This is a genomic window from Leptotrichia wadei, assembly GCF_007990445.1.
Taxonomy (GTDB): Bacteria; Fusobacteriota; Fusobacteriia; order Fusobacteriales; family Leptotrichiaceae; genus Leptotrichia; species Leptotrichia wadei_A.
In genome coordinates, this window is the sequence record NZ_AP019841.1 from 1,653,342 (window position 1) to 1,674,673 (window position 21,332).

Below are 21,332 nucleotides of genomic sequence, written 5' to 3' on the forward strand. Positions count from 1 at the left end.
TCCTAAATCGTGCATACCTAGCCATTTTTAAAAAACCACTTTATTATCTTATTTAATTATAAATATAAAATACTTATTCTCTTGCTCCCATTTCTTTGTCTAATAGATAAAGTGTAGCACTATTATTATCAATATCTAAAGAAACTATTTTGTCAATTATTTTTTGAACTTGTTCTTCTTCTTCTTCCTGTTCTTCAGCAAATTTGTTTAAGAACACTTCAGCTCCATAATCTCCCAATTCTCTTGCAAGTTTATGAATTTTTTCAATAGCTGCAGTTACTGCTTCTTCGTGTGCAAGTGTAGCTTCAAATACTTCTTTTACTGATTTAAAGTCCATTCTAGGTTTATCTAGTGCAAAAAATTCTACTTTCCCATTTCTTTTTAATACGTAATTATAGAATTCATTTGAATGTTCAACTTCTTCCTTTGATTGTTTGCTCATCCATTTTGAGAACCCTTCCAACGCTCTTTCATCAAAATATGCTGCCATTGCTTGATATTGGTAAGAAGCTGCAAGTTCCATATTTATTTGATCATTTAATAATAATTCCAATTCTTTATTTAATTTCATTTCTACTCCAATCTTTATTTTTTATATTTTTATTTTTAGTTATGTTTTTCTAAACATTTTTCACAAACACCTTTTATATAAAAGTGTATTTCATCAATTTCCACATTACCCAACTTTGATAAATCAATTTTTGATAAATCCACATCGAAGTCCATTATTTCTCCGCAAGTCTTGCATTTGAAATGTCCGTGATTTTCCGTCACTACATCATATCTCACTTCATTTTCTTCGATTATTATCTCTTGAATAATGTTACTTCTGACGAACGTATTTAATGTGTTATATACTGTAGTTTTGGACAAAGTAGGCATTTCAGGAGATAAATTCTGAAAAATATCATCAACTGTTGGATGTGTATGATTATCCATTAGATATTGAAATATTCTCATTCTTTGTATTGATGGCTTAATCCCATTTTTTTTCAAATATTCACCAACGTTTTCTATTTGCATTTTTCCTCCTATTACTATTAAGTTATTTATATTTGCTTTTCCTTGTATCCATTACAATTTTATACCTTTTTCTAAGTTTTGTCAACACCTTTATTTATTTTTATTATCAAAATTTATTTTTTTTCAATACAACAATAAATCCATTTTAAAAGTAAACTCATAAATAAAATATTTTTCAATTTTAATTTTTCCAAACAATTCTATTATTTATCAAAAGGAATTAAAAAAGTAAAAATCGTTTGCACATCTGGTTCACTTTCCACCAAAATTTCAATATTATGCCGTATCGCAATTTCCTTTGCAATTGCAAGGCCTAGCCCCATTCCATTCTTATTTTCTTCTGTATTTGACTTGTGGTAACGATTAAAAATTTCTCCGATATTTTCGGGATCTATTCCTTTTCCGTAATCACAAATTTTAAGTTCGTATTTTTTATTTACTTTTCTTAAATAAATGTCAATTTTCTGATTTTCGCTTGAAAATTTTATTGCATTATCCAAGATAATTATTATCATTTGCCTAATTCTCTGATAATCTCCAGTAAAAAGATAATTTTCCATTTTTTGATTGACTTTATTTCCAAAAAAATTAATTTTTATATTCTTTTTGGTTGAAATCTGCTTCATGCTTCTAACCGCATCATTCACAATTTCAGATAAGTCAATTATACTTTTATCAATGGAAAAATCCGTGTTCTGAAGTTTTGTCAAATCGATCAGATCATTGACTAGCCTTTGTAAATGAATACTGTCTGATAAAATCTGCCTATTATATTCTTTTAACTGCTCAGGATCACTAATAATCCCGTCACAAATGGCTTCTATCGAACCTCGAATCACAGTAATCGGTGTCCGCAGCTCATGAGAAATATTCGCAATAAAATTTTGCCGCATTTTTTCAAACCGCTCACTTTCCTTAGAGCTTTTATCAAGCTGAACTGCCAATTTATCAATACTTTCTGCAAGTTCTCCAATTTCATCCCCTTGATCCACATCTGTTGTCACCTCATAATCTCCCTGTGCCAATTTAAGCGTAGCATTTCTAATCTTGTTAAGTGGCCTTGTAAAACTTATAGAAAGCCATATTGCACTGATGCTTGCTATTGCAAGAGCTGCTAAAATACTGAAAATAAGCGTATAAATTCCGCTTTTTAAGGCAGATGACATATATTTTACTGGAGAATGAAGCAAAACTGCTCCTTCGATAATTTTACCATTTTTTATTGGAACTGCCACAGTAATTGAATTTTCATTTAAATATTCATTAAAATTTTCTGTTGTAGTTGTCTCTCCAGCGAGTGTCCTTTTTATAGTATTTTCAGCATTTGGCGGCAACTTTAAATAAGATAGCGACTGGGTTCTCTCACTTCTTCCTTGGACAATATTTCCTGTTTTCGCATCAACTATCCAAACTTCTCCCATTGCAAGATTTTCAATCATTCTCATACTTCTAAAAATTTTAACATTGTTATCTTTTTCATCTACAATTCTATGCCTATGAAAACGTCTTTCTTCAGGTGGAATATTATCTTTTTCATCTTCTATATTTCTATTATCTTCCCTTTTCCTCAATTTATTTTCTAAAATTTTATGTCTTTCTTCAGGCTTTCTTTCATCTTCATCTTTTCGTATATCTTCAATAATATTATTTTCAAAAATTTTCCCCTTTATATTTCCTACAATCTCAGCATTTTCTCTATGCGGAAATTTATTTTTATCTTCTTCAGGATTTCCAGTTCTTCTTTTTCCATCCGCACTCAAATCCCTATCTGGACTTTTTTCATTCTCAAACCATACTTTAGACAAAGTTTCTGAAATCTTACAAGCCCTTTCCTCTAAATCTTTTTTATGCATTGCAACTGTATTCTGAATATAGATATACCCAAAAATACTTCCAATTACAATTGAAAATAAAAAAAGTGATACTCCAAAATACGACAGCAACTTTATAGCTATTTTATTCCTAAATCTAACATTTTGTGCTTTTTTAATTAATTTCACCTTACTTTCCTTCTGCCACAACTTTATCTATCCATCCAAACAATTCTGTCAAATCATAATCTCCTGAATGTGGTGTCGCCCAAGGTGATGCAAAATCAACTTTTTTCCCAAGATTTTCCAATTTTATGGCAAGTATCGCAGGTATTGCAAGTGAAGTATCTTTGTCAACTGCACCGTGTCTTATTCTCCAATATTTCACTTTTGAACTTCCAATATAATTCATCGGATTCATCATTTTTATAATTTTCTTATCAGCCATTGTTCCATTTACTGTCGAATGTTCTAGCATATATTCTGTAAAATGCTTATTATCTGTAGTTTCATCTCCAAATTCATTATTTTCTCCAGTCGATAAATCCACATTATCAAAGGCTCCAGGCGTTTTTTGTCTACCCATGTAAGCAATATATTTATTGTAATCCAAATCTACAACTTTTCCATTTTTTATTGTTAAAAAGTCAAATTCTGATAAATCAGTTCCTTTTTTCAAAGCTACATTTGCAGAATCAATGTAATACTGCTTAATTTGATTTTTAAAGCTTCCATTTCCATCTTTATCCAACATTAAAAGTTTACCATTTTTGTCCTTCAATTTTAAACTATTCACATAATCAGGAAACATTTTTTTCAAATCATTTGAACGTAAAATTTCATCATCAGTCAATGTACCCTCAGTGTATTTTCTTTCCACATTGTAATCTAGCATTGAAATTTCTATCTTTTTATATGTTTTCACATCATTAAACATCCATTCATACGCTGTATTTGCATTTTCTAAATTAGTTATTGGACAATAAGCTGAAACTGCATAAATATCATCTCTAGCTTTCAATGCTCCAATTTCCTTCAAATAAGGCTCGTAATCCTTGCTATTACCAGTTGCACCTAACAGAGCTGAAACCGCTCCTCCAGCACTTGTCCCATTAGAAATAATTCTGTCAGCTCTACCAGGCATTTTATTATCATTATAACGCAAATATCTGACAGCTGCCTTCAAATCTACAATTACAGCAGGTGCCTTTCCTGTATATTTCCCATCTTTTTCCAAAGTTCTACCTCTAGCTCCAGGACTTGCCACAACATATCCATTTGACAAGGCAACTAATGAAGCATCAGGTTTCCCATCTCTTCCATTTCCAGGCACTCCAGCCGCTCCAGGCATGTATCCTCCAACTGTATTTGGGAAAAATATTGGTGCGCTTTTTGCATTGTATTTCCCAACTGATTTACTTTTAAAATATTCTTCTGGAATATAGATATTTATAGTTTGATAAGCAATGTCAACTGGTTTTGCAACATAAACTATATTTTCATAAGCACGATAAGTAACAGTTTTTCCATTAACAGTCGCTGTTTTTGTTGTATAATTTTTATTTGCATCAAAATTTAAGTTGTAACCATTTTCTGTTTTATTTGTTATCATATCTTCGGTTATTACTTTTTTATTCATAGGTGCTCCCATTTGTGGTTTTTTATCTTCATTCTTTTCTACACTTTTTTGAGTTTTGCTAAAATCTAAACTTTTCATAGTACATGTCTCACTAGCCATAACTGCTACTGAAATTAATAAACTCATTACAATCAATTTTTTCTTCATAATTTCTCCTTCTATTTTTTAAAAATATTGATAAGATTCTACAAATCTGATTAATCCTATATTTCTATTTTACTACATTTTATTTTTTAACAAAAATTTTATAATATTTCCCATTAGAGTACTAGATTTATTATAAATCCTATTTAATAAGATATTTTAACCCTTTGCCAGAAAACAAATAAAATATCTTTTCAATTTTTTAAATGAAAATTACTATAAACACAAAATAAAAAAGGACATAAGTATAAAACCTATGCCTTTTAACTATTATAATAATTATTATACTAATTCAATAATTGCCAATTCAGCTGAATCTCCACGTCTTACAGCAGTTTTAATGATTCTTGTATATCCACCATTTCTTTCAGCATATTTAGGTGCAATTTCATTAAAGATTTTAACAACTGCTTCTTCATTTCTTAAAAATGCAAAAGCCTGTCTTCTTAAATGTATTCTTCTTGCAGTATCAGTTGAATTATTGTATTTTTTCCCTAAAGTAATTGCTTTTTCAGCAAATTTTCTTAATTCTTTAGCACGAGTTACAGTTGTTTCGATTTGCTCATGTTTCACTAAAGAAATTGTCATATTTTTAAGCATAGCTAATCTATGGTCTGTTCTTCTACCTAATTTTCTGTATGATTTATTATGATTCATTTTCCCTCCTCGTTTAAGATTTTATTCTATATTCTAGTTTAATTTTTTTTATGATTACTCTTCACTGCCTACGTTATCGCCTAAATCGTAACCAAGTTCTTTCATTTTATCGATAATTTCATTTAGTGATTTTTTCCCTAAATTCTTGATTTTCAATAATTCATTATAAGTCATTGAAGTTAAGTCTGAAATTGTATTTACTCCTGCCTTCTTCAAGCAGTTATATGAACGTACTGTAAAGTCAAGTTCTTCAATTTTCATATCTTCAATGTTATTTTCATTTTCTTCTTCAGTTTCTGTCAATTCTTCTTCACTATCTCTATATTTACTCATACTGTTTCCAATATTTGTAAATGGTTCCAAATGCCAAGTTAGTAACTCTACCGCATAAGACAAGGCATCTTTAATTTCGATACTTCCATCTGTTGCAATTTCCAAAATTAACTTGTCATAATTTGTAACACGTCCAACCATAGTATCTTCAACACTATAATTTACTCTTTTGATAGGCGTATAAATCGCATCAACTGCTAAATATCCTATTGGCCATCCATCAGTATTAATTTCATCAGAAATTACAAATCCTTCCCCTGAATCCACAAGAAATTCAATATCAATCTGTCTGTCAGTTGTAACTGTCATAATGACTTGTTCTGGATTTATAACTTTTAGTCCTGGTTCTACGTGAATATCAGCTGCTGTAATCACAGCTGGTCCTTTTACTGAAAGTGTCATTTTCTTTTCACCAGGTTCATCAGCTTCAACTACTATTTCTTTAATATTCAAAATAATATCTGTAACTGCTTCTTTTACACCTTCAATTGTAGAAAATTCATTTAATACACCTTCAATTTTGATTCCCTTTATTGCAGTTCCTGGAATTGATGATAATAATATTCTTCTAAGCGCATTTCCAATAGTATTTCCATATCCTCTATATAAAGGCTCCAATGTATATTTTGCTGTATAATTATCTTCTTTTTCTTCAGTCAATCTTACATTTTTAGCTATTTTTTCAATATTTAACAAGCTAATTCATCTCCTCTGATTAAAATATTATTATCTAGAGTAGAACTCGATAATCATCGCTTCGTCAACCTCAAAGTCAACTGCGTCTCTTCCTGGATTTTCAAGCACTTGAGCTTTTAAAGTATTTTCTTCAAGTGACAACCATCCTGGAATTGCTTTTTGCCCAACAGATTCTTTAATTAAAGCTAATTCTTTAGAATCTTCCTTAACTGTAATTACATCACCTTGTTTTACTCTATATGATGCAATATTTACTCTTTTTCCATTTATTAAAATATGTCCGTGACTTACGATTTGTCTTGCTTGTCTTCTAGTAGCTCCAAATCCTAATCTGTAAATTACGTTATCTAATCTTCTTTCAAGATATTGAAGTAAAAGTTCCCCTGTTACTCCTTCTTTTCTTGTTGCTTCTTCATATAGTTTATAGAATTGTTTTTCCATTACTCCATAAACAAATTTTACTTTTTGTTTTTCTCTTTGTTGTGTTCCATATTCAGTTAATTTTCTATTTGCGTTTGGTCTAATATTTCTGTTTGATTTTTTGTTTACCCCTAAAACAATAGGATCTAAACCAAGATTTCTACATCTTTTTAACACAGGCTGTCTATCTCTTGCCATTTATCTTTTTCCTCCTTAGTTTATAAAATTACGGTCTTCTCTTTTTAGGTGGTCTTGCACCATTATGAGGTACTGGAGTTATGTCAACTATTCTTGTTACTTCTAATCCAGTAGCCTGTATTGATCTTATAGAAGCTTCTCTTCCAGATCCAGGTCCTTTTATTTTGATTTCGATTTGTTTCATTCCATTTTCAATTGCAACTTGAGCTGCTTGTTCAGCTGCTATTTGAGCTGCGAATGGAGTTCCTTTTTTAGTTCCTTTAAACCCTGAAGTTCCTCCTGATTTCCAGATTACTACTTTTCCTTCTGCATCTGTAATAGTTACAACAGTATTATTAAAAGTAGAATGTATATATGCGATTCCATTAGGAATATTTTTTAATTTTTTCTTTTTTGAAGTTGCTGGTCTTTTTGCCACTTATGGTTTCCTCCTTTAACTTAATAGTCTATTATTTTTTCTTAGCAATTGCCATTCTAACTGGCCCTTTTCTAGTTCTTGCATTTGTTTTAGTTTTTTGTCCTCTTACAGGTAATCCATTTCTATGTCTTAATCCTCTGTAACTCTTGATGTCAAGCAGACGTTTGATGTTAAGTCTAATTTCTTTTCTTAACTCTCCTTCAATTTTGTACTCTTCTACAGCAGCTCTTAATTTTGCTACTTGTTCTTCCGTTAAATCTTTTACTTTAGTATCTCTGTCGATACCAGTTGCTCCTAAAATTTTGTTTGAAGTACTTCTACCGATTCCAAAAATGTAAGTTAAAGAAACTTCTACTCTTTTATTTCTTGGAATATCTACTCCTGCTATTCTAGCCAAATTTTTTCCTCCTCATTTTTGATATTTTAATCTTCTTCAATATGCCCTCACATACGCAATATAAGGAATAAGCCCTACAGCCAAACATACCTTTACAATCTTTATTTCAATATCCATAGTAATCTCAATTTCCTTCAGTCTATATATATTTTAATAAAAATCTTTTTCAGGTTTATTAATCTGTTTTTTAAAATAAAAAATATTTTAAAATTATCCTTGTATTTGCTTGTGTTTAGGGTTTTCGCATATTACTCTTACTTTTCCGTGACGTTTAACGATTTTACATTTGTCACAAATAGGTTTTACTGAAGCTTTTACTTTCACTAAAAACCCTCCTTCCAACTGTTATTTTTTTCTATATACAATTCTACCTCTTGACAAGTCGTATGGAGAAACTTCCACTGTAACTTTATCTCCTGGTAAAATTTTTATATAGTTCATTCTCATTTTCCCTGAGATATGTCCTAAAACTTCGTGTCCATTTTCAAGCCTTACTTGAAACATCGCATTAGGCAACGCCTCGATTATTTCACCTTCCAGCTCAAGAACATCCTGTTTTGCCATAAATAATCACCTCGGATCCTTTTTATTATAACAAAAAAATAAATAAATGTCCAGTTTTTTTCAATATTTAATTTTGATAAAATCTCAAAAAACAATTTACATTTTTTATTTACTCTATCATAATACAGTATTTATCACATTTTGTCAATTATTTTTATTTTACAGCAAATCTTCTATTTTTTAACACTTCTAAAAATCCTGTACCCAGCATCAATTTCCAGCGTTTCACAATTCCCAAAAACCTCCTCCAGTTTTTTCTGTGTACTTTTCGCCCCATGTTTTGTCTGAATCACACAATAAAATTCCCCATTTTCATTCAAATGCTCAAAACTTTTTTCATAAATCTGAAAAATAGTCTGTTTTCCAGCCCGAATCGGCGGATTAGACAAAATCACATCAAACTTTTCAGAAATATTATCAAATGCAAAAGATTTTATCACTTTAAAGTCACTATTTCCAAAATCATTACTTTTTACAACTCCATTTTTAAAAAGATTTTCCCTCGTAAGCTCCAAAGCCCGCTCGTTCACATCTGATGAAACAGTTCTCGAATTTTTAAAAAAAGATTTTACAACAACAGATACAACTCCATATCCACATCCAATATCCAGCACATCAAATTTTTGATTTTTTTTATTTGAATTTTCCCGTAAAAACACCTTCAACATAACATCTGTCCCAAAATCCACCTTTGTCTTTGAAAATACCCCATTATCTGTCACAAATTCAAAATTTCTATTTTCTATCTCATATCTTATTATTTTTCTGTCTGATTTAACTTCCTGCTTTTCTGAAAAATAATGACTCATCCTATTTCACCTCTTAAATTTTTGTTTTCTATAATTTTTTAATTTCATACCATTATACCATATTTTACCGCTCATACCACATATTTATTTTCTTGCACATACAAAATCCCTTGCATTTTATCCAATTTTTTTATATAATACTTTTGACACAAAATAATTTTGTGCCCTAATAAAAATAAATTTTTATGGAGGTTTTTAAAATGATTAAAAAACTTGTTGAAATAGAAGGACTGCATTGTGAAAACTGTGCAAAAAAAGTGAAAAATGCTTTATTCGGATTGCCAGAAGTAGAAGATGTGGAAGTAAATCTTTCTGATAAAAATGCAAAAGTTACTTTAAATGAAGAAGTTGACGACTTGCTAATAGCAGATGTGGTAAATGGTGCTGGACATTATAAAGTGAAGGATGTTACAGAAATTTCTTAATCTTTTTATTAACTATTTATTTATAAAAAATTAAAAAAATTATTTTAAATTGAGTTGATTTTTTTATTATAAAATGTTATAATAATGATGTAAAAGAATAAAAATTCTCATTGTAGTGTTACAAATCAAAAGAGAGCTAACCCCCAAAGTAAGTTCTCTTTTTTAGTTATTTCCAAAATTCTTGAATTAAAATTATTACTATCTGTAATAAAATTACAATTAAGATTTTTATCAATAACACTCTCATTATAGTATTACCTCCTTTCTCAAGGATTGCTAAAATTATAATATTTTTTGAAATGTTTGTATATCTATTTTTTAATTTTTTTAATAAATTACAAATTTTTATAAAATAAAAAAGATGATATTAAACGATTTTACTGCTCTTTATCATCTTTTTAATTTTTTTAACTATTTTCCTTTATTTTTACCTTTTAAATGATCATTTGCCTCCATTAAAAGTCCAAGAAACTCAATAGATTTCAATTTATCAAAATTTTCTTTGTATAATTTAGAATTTTTATTTTCATACAATTCTTGATTTTTATAATACAATAGCTCCATTAATTCATTTACAACAGAAGAATTATCCTGTTTCATATTAATATAGGAATCTTCAAAAAACTCTATTGCCTCTGCTAATTTTTCCTGTTTTACATAGTTATTAATTATTATTTTTTGGGCATCTATTATAAAACTTTTTTTCATATCTTGAGTTATATACCAGTAATCAATTTTTTTTATCTTGTTATATTTTTCAATTGCTTTTTTCATATACTCTGTGCTTTCAGAATATTTTTTATTATCTAATAACTTTAAAGCCCATTGATAGTATCCCTCTGGATATTCGGGAAATAATGACATTATCTGTTTTATAGTTTCATCAGATTTTTTAGTATCACCTAAATATCCATAGGCAATTGCAAGATTGTTATATGGTCTTGGATTTTTCGGATTTAAATTTATTGCTTTTTGATAATATTCAATTGCTTTTTTTGTATCTTTGTTAAACACTCTTTCGTATGTTCCAATATAAAACATGGCAAGATAATTTTTATTATCTAGCTGAACAGCTTCTTCAAATGGTTTTTTTGATTTAGAAAAATCTATTCCTTGCATTTTTATTCCCTCAAAAGTTTTTTCAATTGATTTATCGTTTATCTTCAATTCTTTCAGTTCCTGTCGTGTAACTCTCATAATTTCTTCCTGATCTTCAGCTAAAATCCCAAAACTTAATACAAAAAAACTTAATAAAATTAAAATTTTTAAATATCTATTATTCACACTATCCTCCTTTTAAATATTTTATCCTTTCTAAACCAAAATATAATATTAAAAAAATTTATTCTCTAATTTGCCCTTCTCCTCTAATCACATACTTCGTCGTAGTCAATTCCCTAATTCCCATAGGCCCACGAGCATGCAGTTTTTGTGTGGAAATTCCAATTTCTCCACCGAAACCAAATTCCCCTCCGTCAGAAAATCTTGTTGAAGCGTTTAAATAAACATTGGCTGAATCTACTTCGTTTAGGAATTTTTCAGCATTTTCTATAGATTTTGTCAAGATTGAGTCGGAATGGTGCGTTCCGTGATTATTTATGTATTCTATTGCTTCATCTACGTTTTTAACTAATTTTAGCGACATTATCAAATCTAAATATTCTGCTCCAAAATCTTCTTCAGCTGCCAATTTTACATCCGATCTATTTCCTACTATTTCCAATGCTTCCTTACTATATCTTAACTCTACTCCATCCTTCAAAAGCATTTCTGTCAATTCAGGCAAAATTTCTTTTGCAATATTTTCATGAATTAACGTTGTTTCAATAGCATTACAAACGCTTGGACGTTGAACTTTAGCATTTTCAATAATTGGCAGTGCTTGTTTTATATCAGCTGTTTCATCTACAAAAATATGACAAATTCCCGCACCAGTTTCTATCATTGGAATTGTTGCATTTTCAATGATAAATCTTTTTAGCCCTTTTCCACCTCTCGGGATAATTACATCAATATATTTATCTGCACGAATTAAATCCTTTACCAATTCCCTATCTGGCTTTTCCACAAGCTGAACTGTATTTTTTGGCAATCCATGAGCATCTGCAACTCTATTTAACAAATTATTTAAATAAATATTTGAATTTAGAGCATCCTCTGAACCACGTAAAATTATCGCATTTGAAGATTTTATCGCAAGTCCTGCTGCATCGACTGTAACATTTGGACGTGATTCGTAAATCATTCCGATTACTCCAAGGGGAACTCTCTTTTTAGTAATGCTCATTCCATTTTTATGATTCCATCCTGTAACGACTTCTCCAATTGGATCTGGGAACGCAGCCATTTCTCGTAAACTCTGGGCCATCCCTTCAATTCTGCTATCAGTCAATGTCATTCTATCTAGCAAAGCAAAAGAAAGCCCATTTTTTTCCCCTTTTTCCAAATCTATTTTATTCGCTGCTTTTATTTCCTCTTTTTTATTTATAAGTTCATCTGCAATTGCAAGCAAAACATCATTTTTAGTTTTAGTTCCGATTCTCAAAAGTTCCCTTGATGCAATTTTTGCTTTTTCTCCAAGTTCTTCTATATAACTCATATTTTCCCTCATTTCTCATTTTTTAATTTATATATATTTTTTTATTTTTTTACTACAACATTATCAATATGAATCACTGCATCATCATATTTATAACCTAAAATTTCTTCAATATTTTCACTTTTAACGCCTTTTATAAGATTAATTTCTTCTGCCGAATAATTTGAAATTCCTGTTGCGATAACTTTTCCTTCTAAATTTTCGATTTCAATAACAGCTCCTTTATCAAAATTTCCTTCAACTGATTTTATTCCAACAGATAATAGGCTCTTACCATTTTTCAAGGCTGTTTTTGCACCATTATCAATTGTTACTACGCCTTCTTTGTTAGGACCGTAAGCAAGCCAATATTTTTTCAAGCTGATTTTTTTATTTTTCTTCACAAAAAGTGTTCCAATATTTTCTTTTTCAACAATTCTAGTTATGTTTCTAGGGTCGTCTCCACTTGCAATAACTAAACTTGTTCCTATTTTTGTTACCATCTCTGCAGCAACAATTTTTGTAATCATTCCACCAGTCCCAAATTTTGAACCTTCTGCTCCTGCCATATTTTTTATGTCTTCGTTAATGTCTCCAACCATATTAATTAGATTAGCATCCTCATATTTTCTAGGATTTTTGTTATAAAGCCCATCAATATCCGACAAAATAATCAATAAATCAGCATCAATCAATCCTGAAACAAGTGCTGACATCGTATCATTATCACCAACCTTTATTTTTAAAGCATTTGATACAATCGCATCATTTTCATTTATAATTGGAATAATCTTTCTTTTCAAAAATGCGTTACAAACGTTTCTCATATTTAAATATCTTTTTCTATTTGAAAATTCCTCTTTTGTCAATAAAAGTTGCCCAATTATTTTGTTATGTTCTTTAAAAAGCGTCTGATAAATCTGCATAAGCGAAACCTGACCAACAGCTGATAACATCTGTTTTTCTGCCAATGTTTTAGGTTTTTCATTTATATTAAGAAGTCCCATCCCAGCACCAACTGCTCCAGAAGTTACAAGTATCACGTCATATCCCTTATTTTGCAAATTACTCAATTCCATTACAATTTTTTTTATTTTATCAATATTTAAACGTCCATCTTCAGTCGTAAGGGTCGATGTTCCCACTTTTACAACGACTCTTTGAACATTCTCTAATATTTCTTCTCTCTTATTATTATTTTTCATCTCTTTTATTCCCCTTTTCTATATTTTATTTTTATTTTTTCAATCTATTGCAAAGATTTGTATTTACACAAGTATACCCACCTGCAACAGCTCCAGCCCCCAATGCTACTGCTGTACAAGAACTCAAACTCAACATCAATGCAATTACTGCTCCTATAATTTTAACTCTTTTCATCTTTCCTAACCTCTCAATTTAATTTTTTTAGATTTTTACATTCTATTATAATTTCTTAGTTTTTACGTATCCAAACAGAAATTTTTTCAGCCTCAACTTTAAAATTACCATTTCCTTCTTCATCAATTATAACATCCTCAAATCCGCTTCCTGTAACTTCCTGCCAAACCTGACCAGCCCGTTCCTTTCCAACTTCAACCTGAATTTCTCCTTCTTTATCTAAATTTGAAAGCACAGCCACACATCCAGTCCATTCATCTCTTCCTGTTCTTTGAATTGCAATTATATTTGGATCTTCAAAGTGATTTATTTGATCACCATAGGCATGCAGGCTTCTGACTTCCAAAAGTTTGTCAATTATCCATTGATGCGGGCTATTTTCTCCGCCTACACCATAATAATCTCCATAAAACAGACAAGGATAACCATCCCTGGATAATAAAATTATAGCATAGGAATGTGGAATAAACCAGTTTTCTACCTGTGATTCTAAAGCGCTTCCCTTTTGTGAATCATGATTATCCACAAATGTTACAGCTGCCATTGGATTTGTTGCAACTATTGTATGTTCAAAAATTTCTCGCAAGTCATAATCTTGTTTCTTTTTAGAAGCGTCATACATATTAAAGTGAAGTCCAACATCAAATAAATCAGTTTTATAGCCAACATTATCCAAATATTCCTTCAATTTTTCCAAGTCATTTCTCCAGTATTCTCCCACAGAATAAAATTTTTCTCCATAAACTGCCCTTACTTGTGTTAAAAATTCTGCTATAAACTCATCTTTTATATGTTTCACCGCATCCATCCTGAATCCATCAATTTTTAGTTCATTTACAACCCATTTTCCCCATCGGATTACTTCCTCACGCACTTCAGGATGAGAAAAATCAATATCAGCATTCATCAAATAGTCATAATTTCCAAGTTCAGAATCAACTCCCTCATCCCAGTCCTTATTTTCTCCAACAATTTTATAAATTGCAGTTCTTCCTGTCTTATTGTCAAAATCCACACCGTCAAAAAGATTATAGTTCCACTTAAATGCGGAATATTTTCCGTTTCTCCCAGGAAAAGTAAATTTTGTCCATCCTTCTATTTCAAAAGGCTCTGATATTTCCACAGTTCTATCTTCCGGATCAACTTCAATCGCCAAAAAATTCTCCGTTTCATCAGCTCCTCCCTTATGATTCAAAACTGCATCCAAATACACATTTATATTGTATTTATGAAGTTCCTCAATCGCCTCAATCAATTCCTGCTTCGTTCCATATTTCGTTCTGACAGTCCCCTTCTGATCAAATTCTCCCAGATCCCACAAATCATAAGCTCCATAACCAACATCCGCTTGAGAAGTTCCTTTATATGCAGGCGGAATCCAAACTCCACTAACTCCAATTTCACTTAAATGTTTCGCATCATCTTTCAATCTTTTCCAATGTTTCCCATCATTTGGCAAATTCCATTCAAAATACTGTATCATTACTCCATTTTCCATAAAAAATCTCCTCCTCTTTACAATATTTTTATTGTCCCATAATTTTTATTCCTTTTTCCTTTACAAACTTAATAACTTCTCTCAAATCCTCTTCAGTATCTACTCCTATCACATTTGACTCAGTTTCTAAAACCTTTATTTTATACCCATTCTCAATAAATCTCAACTGCTCAAGCGACTCAATTTTCTCAAGCACACCTTCCTTCAGGCTATTCAGTTCATTCAAAAATTTCACTGTATATCCGTAGATTCCTATATGCCTAAAATACTTAAAGTTTTCACTTCCATTACGTTCATAAGGAATTACTGAACGGCTAAAATAAATGGCATTGTCATTAAAGTCTGTAATAACCTTTACATGATTTGGATTTTCAATTTCCTTCTTAGATTTTATTTCCTGCTTTAACGTAACAATTTCTGACTTTTCACTTCTGTAATTATTTGCAAGAATATTAATTGATTCAATGTCAATTAACGGCTCATCCCCCTGAATATTTATTACAAAATCATAATTTTTAAACTCATCTTTATTTATAACTTCAATTATTCTGGAAGTTCCATTTTGATGATTTTCAGCAGTCATAACCACATTTCCGCCAAATTCTTTCACAGCCTCAAAAATTCTCTCGTCATCAGTCGCCACAACTAATTCATCAATATCTGCATTTTTAGCTCTTTTGTAAACCCACTCAATCATAGGATGTCCACAAATATCCTTTAACGGCTTTCCCTCAAACCTGCTAGACGCATATCTTGCCGGTATTACTCCTAATATTCTCATAACTATTTTCTCCTATTTATAATTTATATCTGCCATTTGTAAAAATCTAAAACTTTCAGCAAATACAGTATTTTCTAATATTTAATTTTTTCCAATTTTAAAAAATCTGCAATCTCTTTTTATTTTTTATTAAAAACAATCTGCTTTATTTTACCATATTTTAAGATAAATTACATTATTTTATTTTATAATCTTATATTAACAAAAAATATAAAAAAAAGAGTCATTTAAATCTTTAAACAACTCCATATTTTTTATCCTATGCCATTCCAAATGTTACAAATCTTAAAATACGTCCAAACACAGATAACTGCTTATAATCATTTTGAGCTAAAATGTCCACAGTTCCTACAACTTGGTTATCCTTTGACAGCACTTCCAGCTTACCGATTATATCTCCTTTTGAAATTCCTTGTTTTTCAGCTGTAACTTGCAAATCCTTTACTTCAAATTTGTAATTTGTATTGTCAATTTGATACACATTGCTTGAAAGGACACCGTTTATTTCCTTCTGTTGAGCATTTTTTACTTTAAATTTGCTTCCTATTTCCTGTCCTGCCTTATAAACTGGGATCATTCTTTTTTCCAGCTGTGTAAATTCTTTTTTCTGATCTTCAGTTCTGTCGCTATCTGTCTTATTTCCCAATGTTACTGAAATAATTTCAAGATTTCCAATTTTGCTTGAAACAATCATATTGTATCCAGCCTGTGCATGAAATCCTGTTTTTAGACCATAAATTCCAAATTGATCCAAAAGATGATTTCTATTATTATAAACTACATCTTCTCCTTCAGAATTTTGCAATACCAATTCAGATTCCTTCATCCATGCTCTTAATCTTTCATCTCTAATTGCTCTTTTTCCAAGAAGATACATATCATAAGCTGTAGAAATATCCATATTTTTCTTAGTCATAGAAGATGGCAGACCTGCTGGAGTATAATAATGTGTATCCTTCATTCCAAGTTCTTTAGCCTTCTCATTCATCAATTTTACAAAATTATCATAATTTCCATGCCCAATGTGATATGCCACCAAATATGCAGCATTATTGGCAGAATAAATAATTTCTGCACGCAATAAATCTCTTAATGTATAACAGTCACCAGCTTTTGCATTTAGCCAGCTTCCTCCCATATTTACTGTTTCAGGCGTAAAACATACTTTATCATCAAGTTTTGCATTTCCTCTATCCACTTGATCAAGTGTAACAAGAATATTCATAACTTTTGTAAGTGATGCTATCGGATGTTTTTGTCTTGACATTTTATCCTTCAAAACTTTTCCATCTGTAGTCGCAATATATTTTATTACTTCTCCAGAATATTGTGAAACGCCTTCTTGCTCATGTTCTATCGCTTTTACAACTTTTCTTTTTGGAGCAGGCTTATTATTGCTGCTGCTATTCTCTACTTTTACAGATTTATTTTCATTATTATTAACTTCTTTTGCTTTATTATCCTTTAAATTTTTTTCATTTACAGTTTTTACCTGTTCATTGCTTTTTTCAATTTTCTTCTTTTTCTCAATTTTTTCGTTTCTCGGTTCTTCCCTTTTTACAGACCGATGTTCAACCTCGCTATGTCTTTCACTGTTTTCCCTTACAGCCGGAGCACTTTTTTTCTCTTCCCTAACTGTAACACTTTCTTTTGGAGCAGTACTTCCAACTTCCTGTTCACCTTCCGCATAAACTAACGATGCAAGCAATGCAACAACTCCCAAAACCAAAACTCTTTTTACTCTTTTAACCATTCTTTTCCTTTCTCATATTATTTAAAATTAATAATTACACTAAACCACTTTAAAACAACCTTACACTAATTTTTATTTAATTTAAATAAAAAATAGCATAAAACAAAATTTACAAATTATATTACTCTTTCCTTAAATTATCTAAATTATACTTACAATAATTCCGAATTTCACATATATCACATTTCGGACTTCTAGCAATGCACTTATCCCGCCCATGTAAAATCATATAATGCGAATATACAAACCAGTCCTTTTTAGGCACGAATTTCATAAGTTCCCTCTCGATAATTTCAGGATTTTCACTTTTTACAAATCCAATACGGTTGGATAGCCTTTTTACATGTGTATCGACTACAATTCCTTCACGAATGTTCCAAAGTTCACCTAGAACGACATTTGCAGTTTTTCGACCTACGCCTGGCAGTTCCACTAGCTTTTCCAGTTCCTTTGGAATTTTGTCATCGTACTTTTCCAATATCATTTCAGCATTCAATTTTATATTCTTAGCCTTATTTCTGTAAAATCCCGTTGACTTTATGTACTTTTCCAATGTTTCCAAGTCCATTTGCCTTATATCCTCAGGTTCCTTCACAACTTTAAAAAGTTCCTTTGTAACAATATTGACACGTGCATCAGTACATTGAGCCGAGAGAATCACCGCAACCATCAGCTGATAAGGTGTTTCAAATTCCAAAGCCGCTTTTGGATTTCCAAACTTTTCCTTTAATATTGGAAATACCTTTTTAAATCTTTCCTTTTTTGTCATTTCTCTCTCCAAAATTTCAAAAAAAATTTTTTATTGCTTCTAAAATAAAAAAATGTATTGGATAAAATAAATAAAAAAAGTATTTCATACTTCTTCCCTTTTCACCGTTATACATAAAAATAAATACTAACGAAATTAGTGAAAAAAATTGAGTATCAGGTAAATCAAAGACCTCAGGAAAAATTGCATTGAAAACATTTAATACAAGAAAATTCATCAAAATTTTAAATTTATCATTTCTAAAAATACTAAAATTCATAATGAGTAAAATCCCATACATTCCATAATCCAATTTAAATTTTTGCGAAAAAAATAAAATAAATCCAATCAGAATAATTTTCAAAATTATACTTATTTTTTTCAAACTAAAAATATAAATGGACAAAAGCCCTAAAAATAACGTAAAAAAGATATTCATTGGATAATTGTAACCAAGCAGGACTGATGGCATTTGAATACTAACAGCAAAAATAAATAACCTTAAAAGATACTTTTTCAAACTCCGAGTATGCACATACCCTTCACTAAGTGTAAATGCAAATATCGGGAACGCAATCCTTCCAGCAACATTTAAAATCTCACTTCCACCAATTACATAATGATAATGATCCAAAAACATTGTCACTATCCCAATTACCTTCAAAACAAATAAACTCAATTCATCTCCTAAATTTAATATAAAAACTACAATGACACATCTAAAAAAATATGATTATTCTAATAAATATATCATATTTAATAATATCATTTTTTCAGTTTAATTTCAAGAATTTTTTTTAGAAAAATTATACTAAATTCTATTTAAAAAATAAAATAATCTTTCTGTATTCAGCAACGGAAAATTGCAATTCCCTGTTAAATAAAACTGCAAAATAAATCCATAAACACTATTTCCATTTAAACAGAAAACTAATCATAAAAAAAAGCAATCCATCTTTCACTTATAAAAGTCAAAAATTTCTTGCTATTTTTTTACCACTAAATTTAAATTATTTAAAACGCTGTTACTGTTGCTAAAAATCCAAAAATTACTCCTGGTAAATTTGCTGCTGATAATGGATAATCCTTTTGTTCTTTTAAAAGTCCATAACTTGTCCATATTGCACAGTTAATAGTAGCTGCCAAAGGTTGTAAAAAAAATGTTTTGTGACCGTGTAAGTTTCCCATAATTTGGGGAACATAAGATACGTACATTATTACAGAAAGTAATGTTCCAAGCCATCCTAAAATTTTTAAATTCTTTTCACTCATATTTTCCTCCTATCCATTATATTTTAATCAGGTCAGTTTAATATTTCCCAACTGAAAATATAACATATAAATTTTTTTATATTTTATCATTATAACATTTTTTATTTATAATTTCAAATAAATAATTTTTAGTTGACAGAGTAAAAAATATAGGGGCAAATAAATTTAATTAAATTTTTAATTAACAAAAAAGAGAAAACCAGTTACAATATAATCCCCCAATCCTATTGAAAGGTGGTTTCCTCTATGATCAAAATATCAAATTTTTATTCACTTGTAAAGACTTTTTTTTAAAATATTTTTTCCTTCAAACTTTCATTTGAGTATCCATTTAAACTATTTGTCGTAAAGGCTTTTGAAACACTGTTTAGAGTTATGTCAAAAAAGTTGAGGAAGTGTCGGAGTATGTGCTTAACTACCTTGAAAAAAGATACAGTATGGATAAAAAGAAACCGATTGTGAACTCTGATGGCGGAAAATGGATAGACAGGTTTGTAGGAGAACTTAGAATTTACAATCCCATACACATCTATGACAAGTTCCATCTGGTGATTTCCAAAAGGAATAAGGAAATATCGCAAAGCAAAAGTTCATAAATACAGGATTTTTATTAAAAATCAAAAAAATTTAAGAAAATAGTAAAGATAGGAGATTTATATATGCTAAAAGAAAAATTGAATAATAAAAATTTAGGTGATATGATATGGAAAGAAATTTTTAAAGTTGATAGTAAAGACTTTGAAAAAATAGAAAAGAAGTTGGGAATAAAATTTCCTGAAAATGATATAAAATATTTGAAAGTTTTTAACTGTGGAAAAAGTGTAAATGTAATTTTTAATATTGAAAATGAAAAATTTTATTTAAAATTTGATACTTTGGAATATAAATATTTTTCTGAAAATTTAAAATATTTTCATAGACTGACAGGAAATTATTTTGAAAATAGAAAAATCATTCCTATAATATCTAATACTAAGTTTTTAACTCAACCAAGTGAATTAAAGGAGTTTGTTATTGCATATGATTTTACAAATAATATTAATAATCCTGAAATAATCTTTATAACTTATAAAGCTAAAGATACTGGTAAAAGTTATGAAAGATATAGATATATAGAAGATAGTGTTACAGAAAAAAAATTAGGAAATGATAGTTTGGCAATACTGGATTATTTATATTTAACAGATGACAAACCAGAAGAGATAAAACCAGGATGGCTATTTGAGGAATTTTCAACAAAAGAGGAGATAGAGGAGTTTCAGAAAGAGATTGGTTTAAAGTTTCCAGAAAAATATTTGAATTTTTTGTATAAGGCAATTGATGAAAATGGAATAAGAATATATCCTGAAAAGTATAAAAAAGAATATAAAGAAAAATTAGAACAAACGAATTTTAAAAATGGGGCTTATATGATGTTAGATCAAGTAAAAGAAGATTATCAATTTTTACTGGATGAATTTAAACCATATCCGAAGAAATTAATTCCAATATTTGACTGCTTGTATGAACGTTACATCTGCCTTGACTACAGAGGAAAACTGAATACGACGCTGAAAGAACCGAGAATAACGTATTTTAATTCAGAAGAAGAGGGAAATAGAAGGTTTGTGCCGATAGCGGACAGTTATGAGGCATTCTTGGATATGATAGAAATTGATGAGAAGAAGGTTGAAAGTGAAAAGAGGGCGATGAAGGAGAGATATTTGTATGGTTATCAGATATTGGAGATGATAAGGGAGGAAGAATAGGAAGGTTTTATTTATTCTAAAATGAAAATAGGACAATGTT

General features: G+C 29.8%; 24 protein-coding genes and 1 pseudogene. 3 read left to right on the top strand and 22 right to left on the bottom strand.

Annotated elements, in window-relative coordinates; genetic code table 11:
* Positions 1–73 precede the first annotated feature (73 nt).
* From FVE74_RS07850 to FVE74_RS07905, 12 genes are all read right to left on the bottom strand, one after another.
* Positions 74–571 carry a ferritin gene (locus FVE74_RS07850; protein WP_147004036.1) on the bottom strand — a complete coding sequence of 166 codons (498 nt, stop codon included), beginning with the start codon at positions 569–571 and terminating at the stop codon, positions 74–76.
* A 35-nt stretch (positions 572–606) separates the two neighbouring features.
* Positions 607–1,023 (bottom strand): Fur family transcriptional regulator, encoded by a 417-nt coding sequence (locus FVE74_RS07855; protein ID WP_147004037.1) that lies wholly within the window; start codon positions 1,021–1,023, stop codon positions 607–609.
* A 203-nt stretch (positions 1,024–1,226) separates the two neighbouring features.
* Positions 1,227–3,023, bottom strand: coding sequence for a sensor histidine kinase (locus FVE74_RS07860; RefSeq protein ID WP_147004038.1), 1,797 nt, complete (start codon positions 3,021–3,023; stop codon positions 1,227–1,229).
* 1 nt (position 3,024) lies between these two features.
* On the bottom strand, positions 3,025–4,620 hold the full coding sequence (locus FVE74_RS07865; protein ID WP_147004039.1) for a subtype B tannase: 1,596 nt from the start codon (positions 4,618–4,620) through the stop codon (positions 3,025–3,027).
* A 279-nt stretch (positions 4,621–4,899) separates the two neighbouring features.
* On the bottom strand, positions 4,900–5,274 hold the full coding sequence (gene rplQ / locus FVE74_RS07870; RefSeq protein ID WP_147004040.1) for a 50S ribosomal protein L17: 375 nt from the start codon (positions 5,272–5,274) through the stop codon (positions 4,900–4,902).
* Between the two features lie 54 nt (positions 5,275–5,328).
* Positions 5,329–6,303, bottom strand: a complete 975-nt coding sequence (locus tag FVE74_RS07875) for a DNA-directed RNA polymerase subunit alpha (protein ID WP_146964627.1) — start codon at positions 6,301–6,303, stop codon at positions 5,329–5,331.
* A 30-nt stretch (positions 6,304–6,333) separates the two neighbouring features.
* Positions 6,334–6,921, bottom strand: coding sequence for a 30S ribosomal protein S4 (rpsD, locus tag FVE74_RS07880; protein ID WP_018451246.1), 588 nt, complete (start codon positions 6,919–6,921; stop codon positions 6,334–6,336).
* Positions 6,922–6,949: 28 nt separating this feature from the next.
* Complete coding sequence (gene rpsK / locus FVE74_RS07885; protein ID WP_147004041.1) at positions 6,950–7,339, bottom strand: 30S ribosomal protein S11; 390 nt, start codon at positions 7,337–7,339, stop codon at positions 6,950–6,952.
* Positions 7,340–7,370: 31 nt separating this feature from the next.
* On the bottom strand, positions 7,371–7,736 hold the full coding sequence (rpsM, locus tag FVE74_RS07890) for a 30S ribosomal protein S13 (protein WP_021744138.1): 366 nt from the start codon (positions 7,734–7,736) through the stop codon (positions 7,371–7,373).
* Between the two features lie 210 nt (positions 7,737–7,946).
* Entirely contained in the window at positions 7,947–8,060 is a 114-nt protein-coding gene (rpmJ, locus tag FVE74_RS07895) for a 50S ribosomal protein L36 (RefSeq protein WP_015770204.1), read from the bottom strand.
* A 21-nt stretch (positions 8,061–8,081) separates the two neighbouring features.
* Positions 8,082–8,300: a translation initiation factor IF-1 gene (infA, locus tag FVE74_RS07900; protein WP_006805851.1), complete on the bottom strand. Its 219-nt coding sequence runs from the start codon at positions 8,298–8,300 to the stop codon at positions 8,082–8,084.
* A 173-nt stretch (positions 8,301–8,473) separates the two neighbouring features.
* Positions 8,474–9,109: a class I SAM-dependent methyltransferase gene (locus FVE74_RS07905; protein ID WP_147004042.1), complete on the bottom strand. Its 636-nt coding sequence runs from the start codon at positions 9,107–9,109 to the stop codon at positions 8,474–8,476.
* A 200-nt stretch (positions 9,110–9,309) separates the two neighbouring features.
* On the opposite strand from FVE74_RS07905, the gene FVE74_RS07910 reads away from it, so the two are divergent.
* A complete protein-coding gene (locus FVE74_RS07910) occupies positions 9,310–9,534 on the top strand; it encodes a heavy-metal-associated domain-containing protein (RefSeq protein WP_147004043.1) in 225 nt (74 codons plus the stop codon).
* A 411-nt stretch (positions 9,535–9,945) separates the two neighbouring features.
* Here the strand turns inward: FVE74_RS07910 and FVE74_RS07915 are convergent, their stop codons facing one another.
* The 10 genes from FVE74_RS07915 to FVE74_RS07955 all read right to left on the bottom strand — a co-directional run bounded on the left by FVE74_RS07915 (position 9,946) and on the right by FVE74_RS07955 (position 19,544).
* A complete protein-coding gene (locus FVE74_RS07915) occupies positions 9,946–10,818 on the bottom strand; it encodes a tetratricopeptide repeat protein (protein ID WP_147004044.1) in 873 nt (290 codons plus the stop codon).
* Between the two features lie 58 nt (positions 10,819–10,876).
* Positions 10,877–12,133: a glutamate-5-semialdehyde dehydrogenase gene (locus FVE74_RS07920; protein WP_147004045.1), complete on the bottom strand. Its 1,257-nt coding sequence runs from the start codon at positions 12,131–12,133 to the stop codon at positions 10,877–10,879.
* 41 nt (positions 12,134–12,174) lie between these two features.
* The gene (gene proB / locus FVE74_RS07925; RefSeq protein WP_147004046.1) at positions 12,175–13,317 is read right to left on the bottom strand and encodes a glutamate 5-kinase; all 1,143 of its coding nucleotides are present in this window, start codon (positions 13,315–13,317) and stop codon (positions 12,175–12,177) included.
* A gap of 31 nt (positions 13,318–13,348) precedes the next feature.
* A complete protein-coding gene (locus tag FVE74_RS11570; RefSeq protein ID WP_172617464.1) occupies positions 13,349–13,492 on the bottom strand; it encodes a hypothetical protein in 144 nt (47 codons plus the stop codon).
* A 55-nt stretch (positions 13,493–13,547) separates the two neighbouring features.
* Positions 13,548–14,990, bottom strand: coding sequence for an alpha-amylase (locus tag FVE74_RS07930; RefSeq protein ID WP_147004047.1), 1,443 nt, complete (start codon positions 14,988–14,990; stop codon positions 13,548–13,550).
* A gap of 28 nt (positions 14,991–15,018) precedes the next feature.
* Positions 15,019–15,771, bottom strand: a complete 753-nt coding sequence (kdsB, locus tag FVE74_RS07935; protein ID WP_147004048.1) for a 3-deoxy-manno-octulosonate cytidylyltransferase — start codon at positions 15,769–15,771, stop codon at positions 15,019–15,021.
* A 259-nt stretch (positions 15,772–16,030) separates the two neighbouring features.
* Positions 16,031–17,524, bottom strand: coding sequence for a D-alanyl-D-alanine carboxypeptidase family protein (locus FVE74_RS07940; RefSeq protein ID WP_147004049.1), 1,494 nt, complete (start codon positions 17,522–17,524; stop codon positions 16,031–16,033).
* A 121-nt stretch (positions 17,525–17,645) separates the two neighbouring features.
* Positions 17,646–18,293 (bottom strand): endonuclease III, encoded by a 648-nt coding sequence (gene nth, locus FVE74_RS07945; RefSeq protein WP_147004050.1) that lies wholly within the window; start codon positions 18,291–18,293, stop codon positions 17,646–17,648.
* 16 nt (positions 18,294–18,309) lie between these two features.
* Positions 18,310–18,951, bottom strand: coding sequence for a TraX family protein (locus tag FVE74_RS07950; RefSeq protein WP_147004051.1), 642 nt, complete (start codon positions 18,949–18,951; stop codon positions 18,310–18,312).
* 335 nt (positions 18,952–19,286) lie between these two features.
* Complete coding sequence (locus FVE74_RS07955; RefSeq protein WP_018449618.1) at positions 19,287–19,544, bottom strand: SemiSWEET family transporter; 258 nt, start codon at positions 19,542–19,544, stop codon at positions 19,287–19,289.
* Between the two features lie 386 nt (positions 19,545–19,930).
* On the opposite strand from FVE74_RS07955, the pseudogene FVE74_RS07960 reads away from it, so the two are divergent.
* Positions 19,931–20,128, top strand: a pseudogene (locus FVE74_RS07960) (ISLre2 family transposase); the annotation flags it as partial.
* A 75-nt stretch (positions 20,129–20,203) separates the two neighbouring features.
* Entirely contained in the window at positions 20,204–21,292 is a 1,089-nt protein-coding gene (locus FVE74_RS07965) for an SMI1/KNR4 family protein (protein ID WP_147004052.1), read from the top strand.
* Positions 21,293–21,332 lie beyond the last annotated feature (40 nt).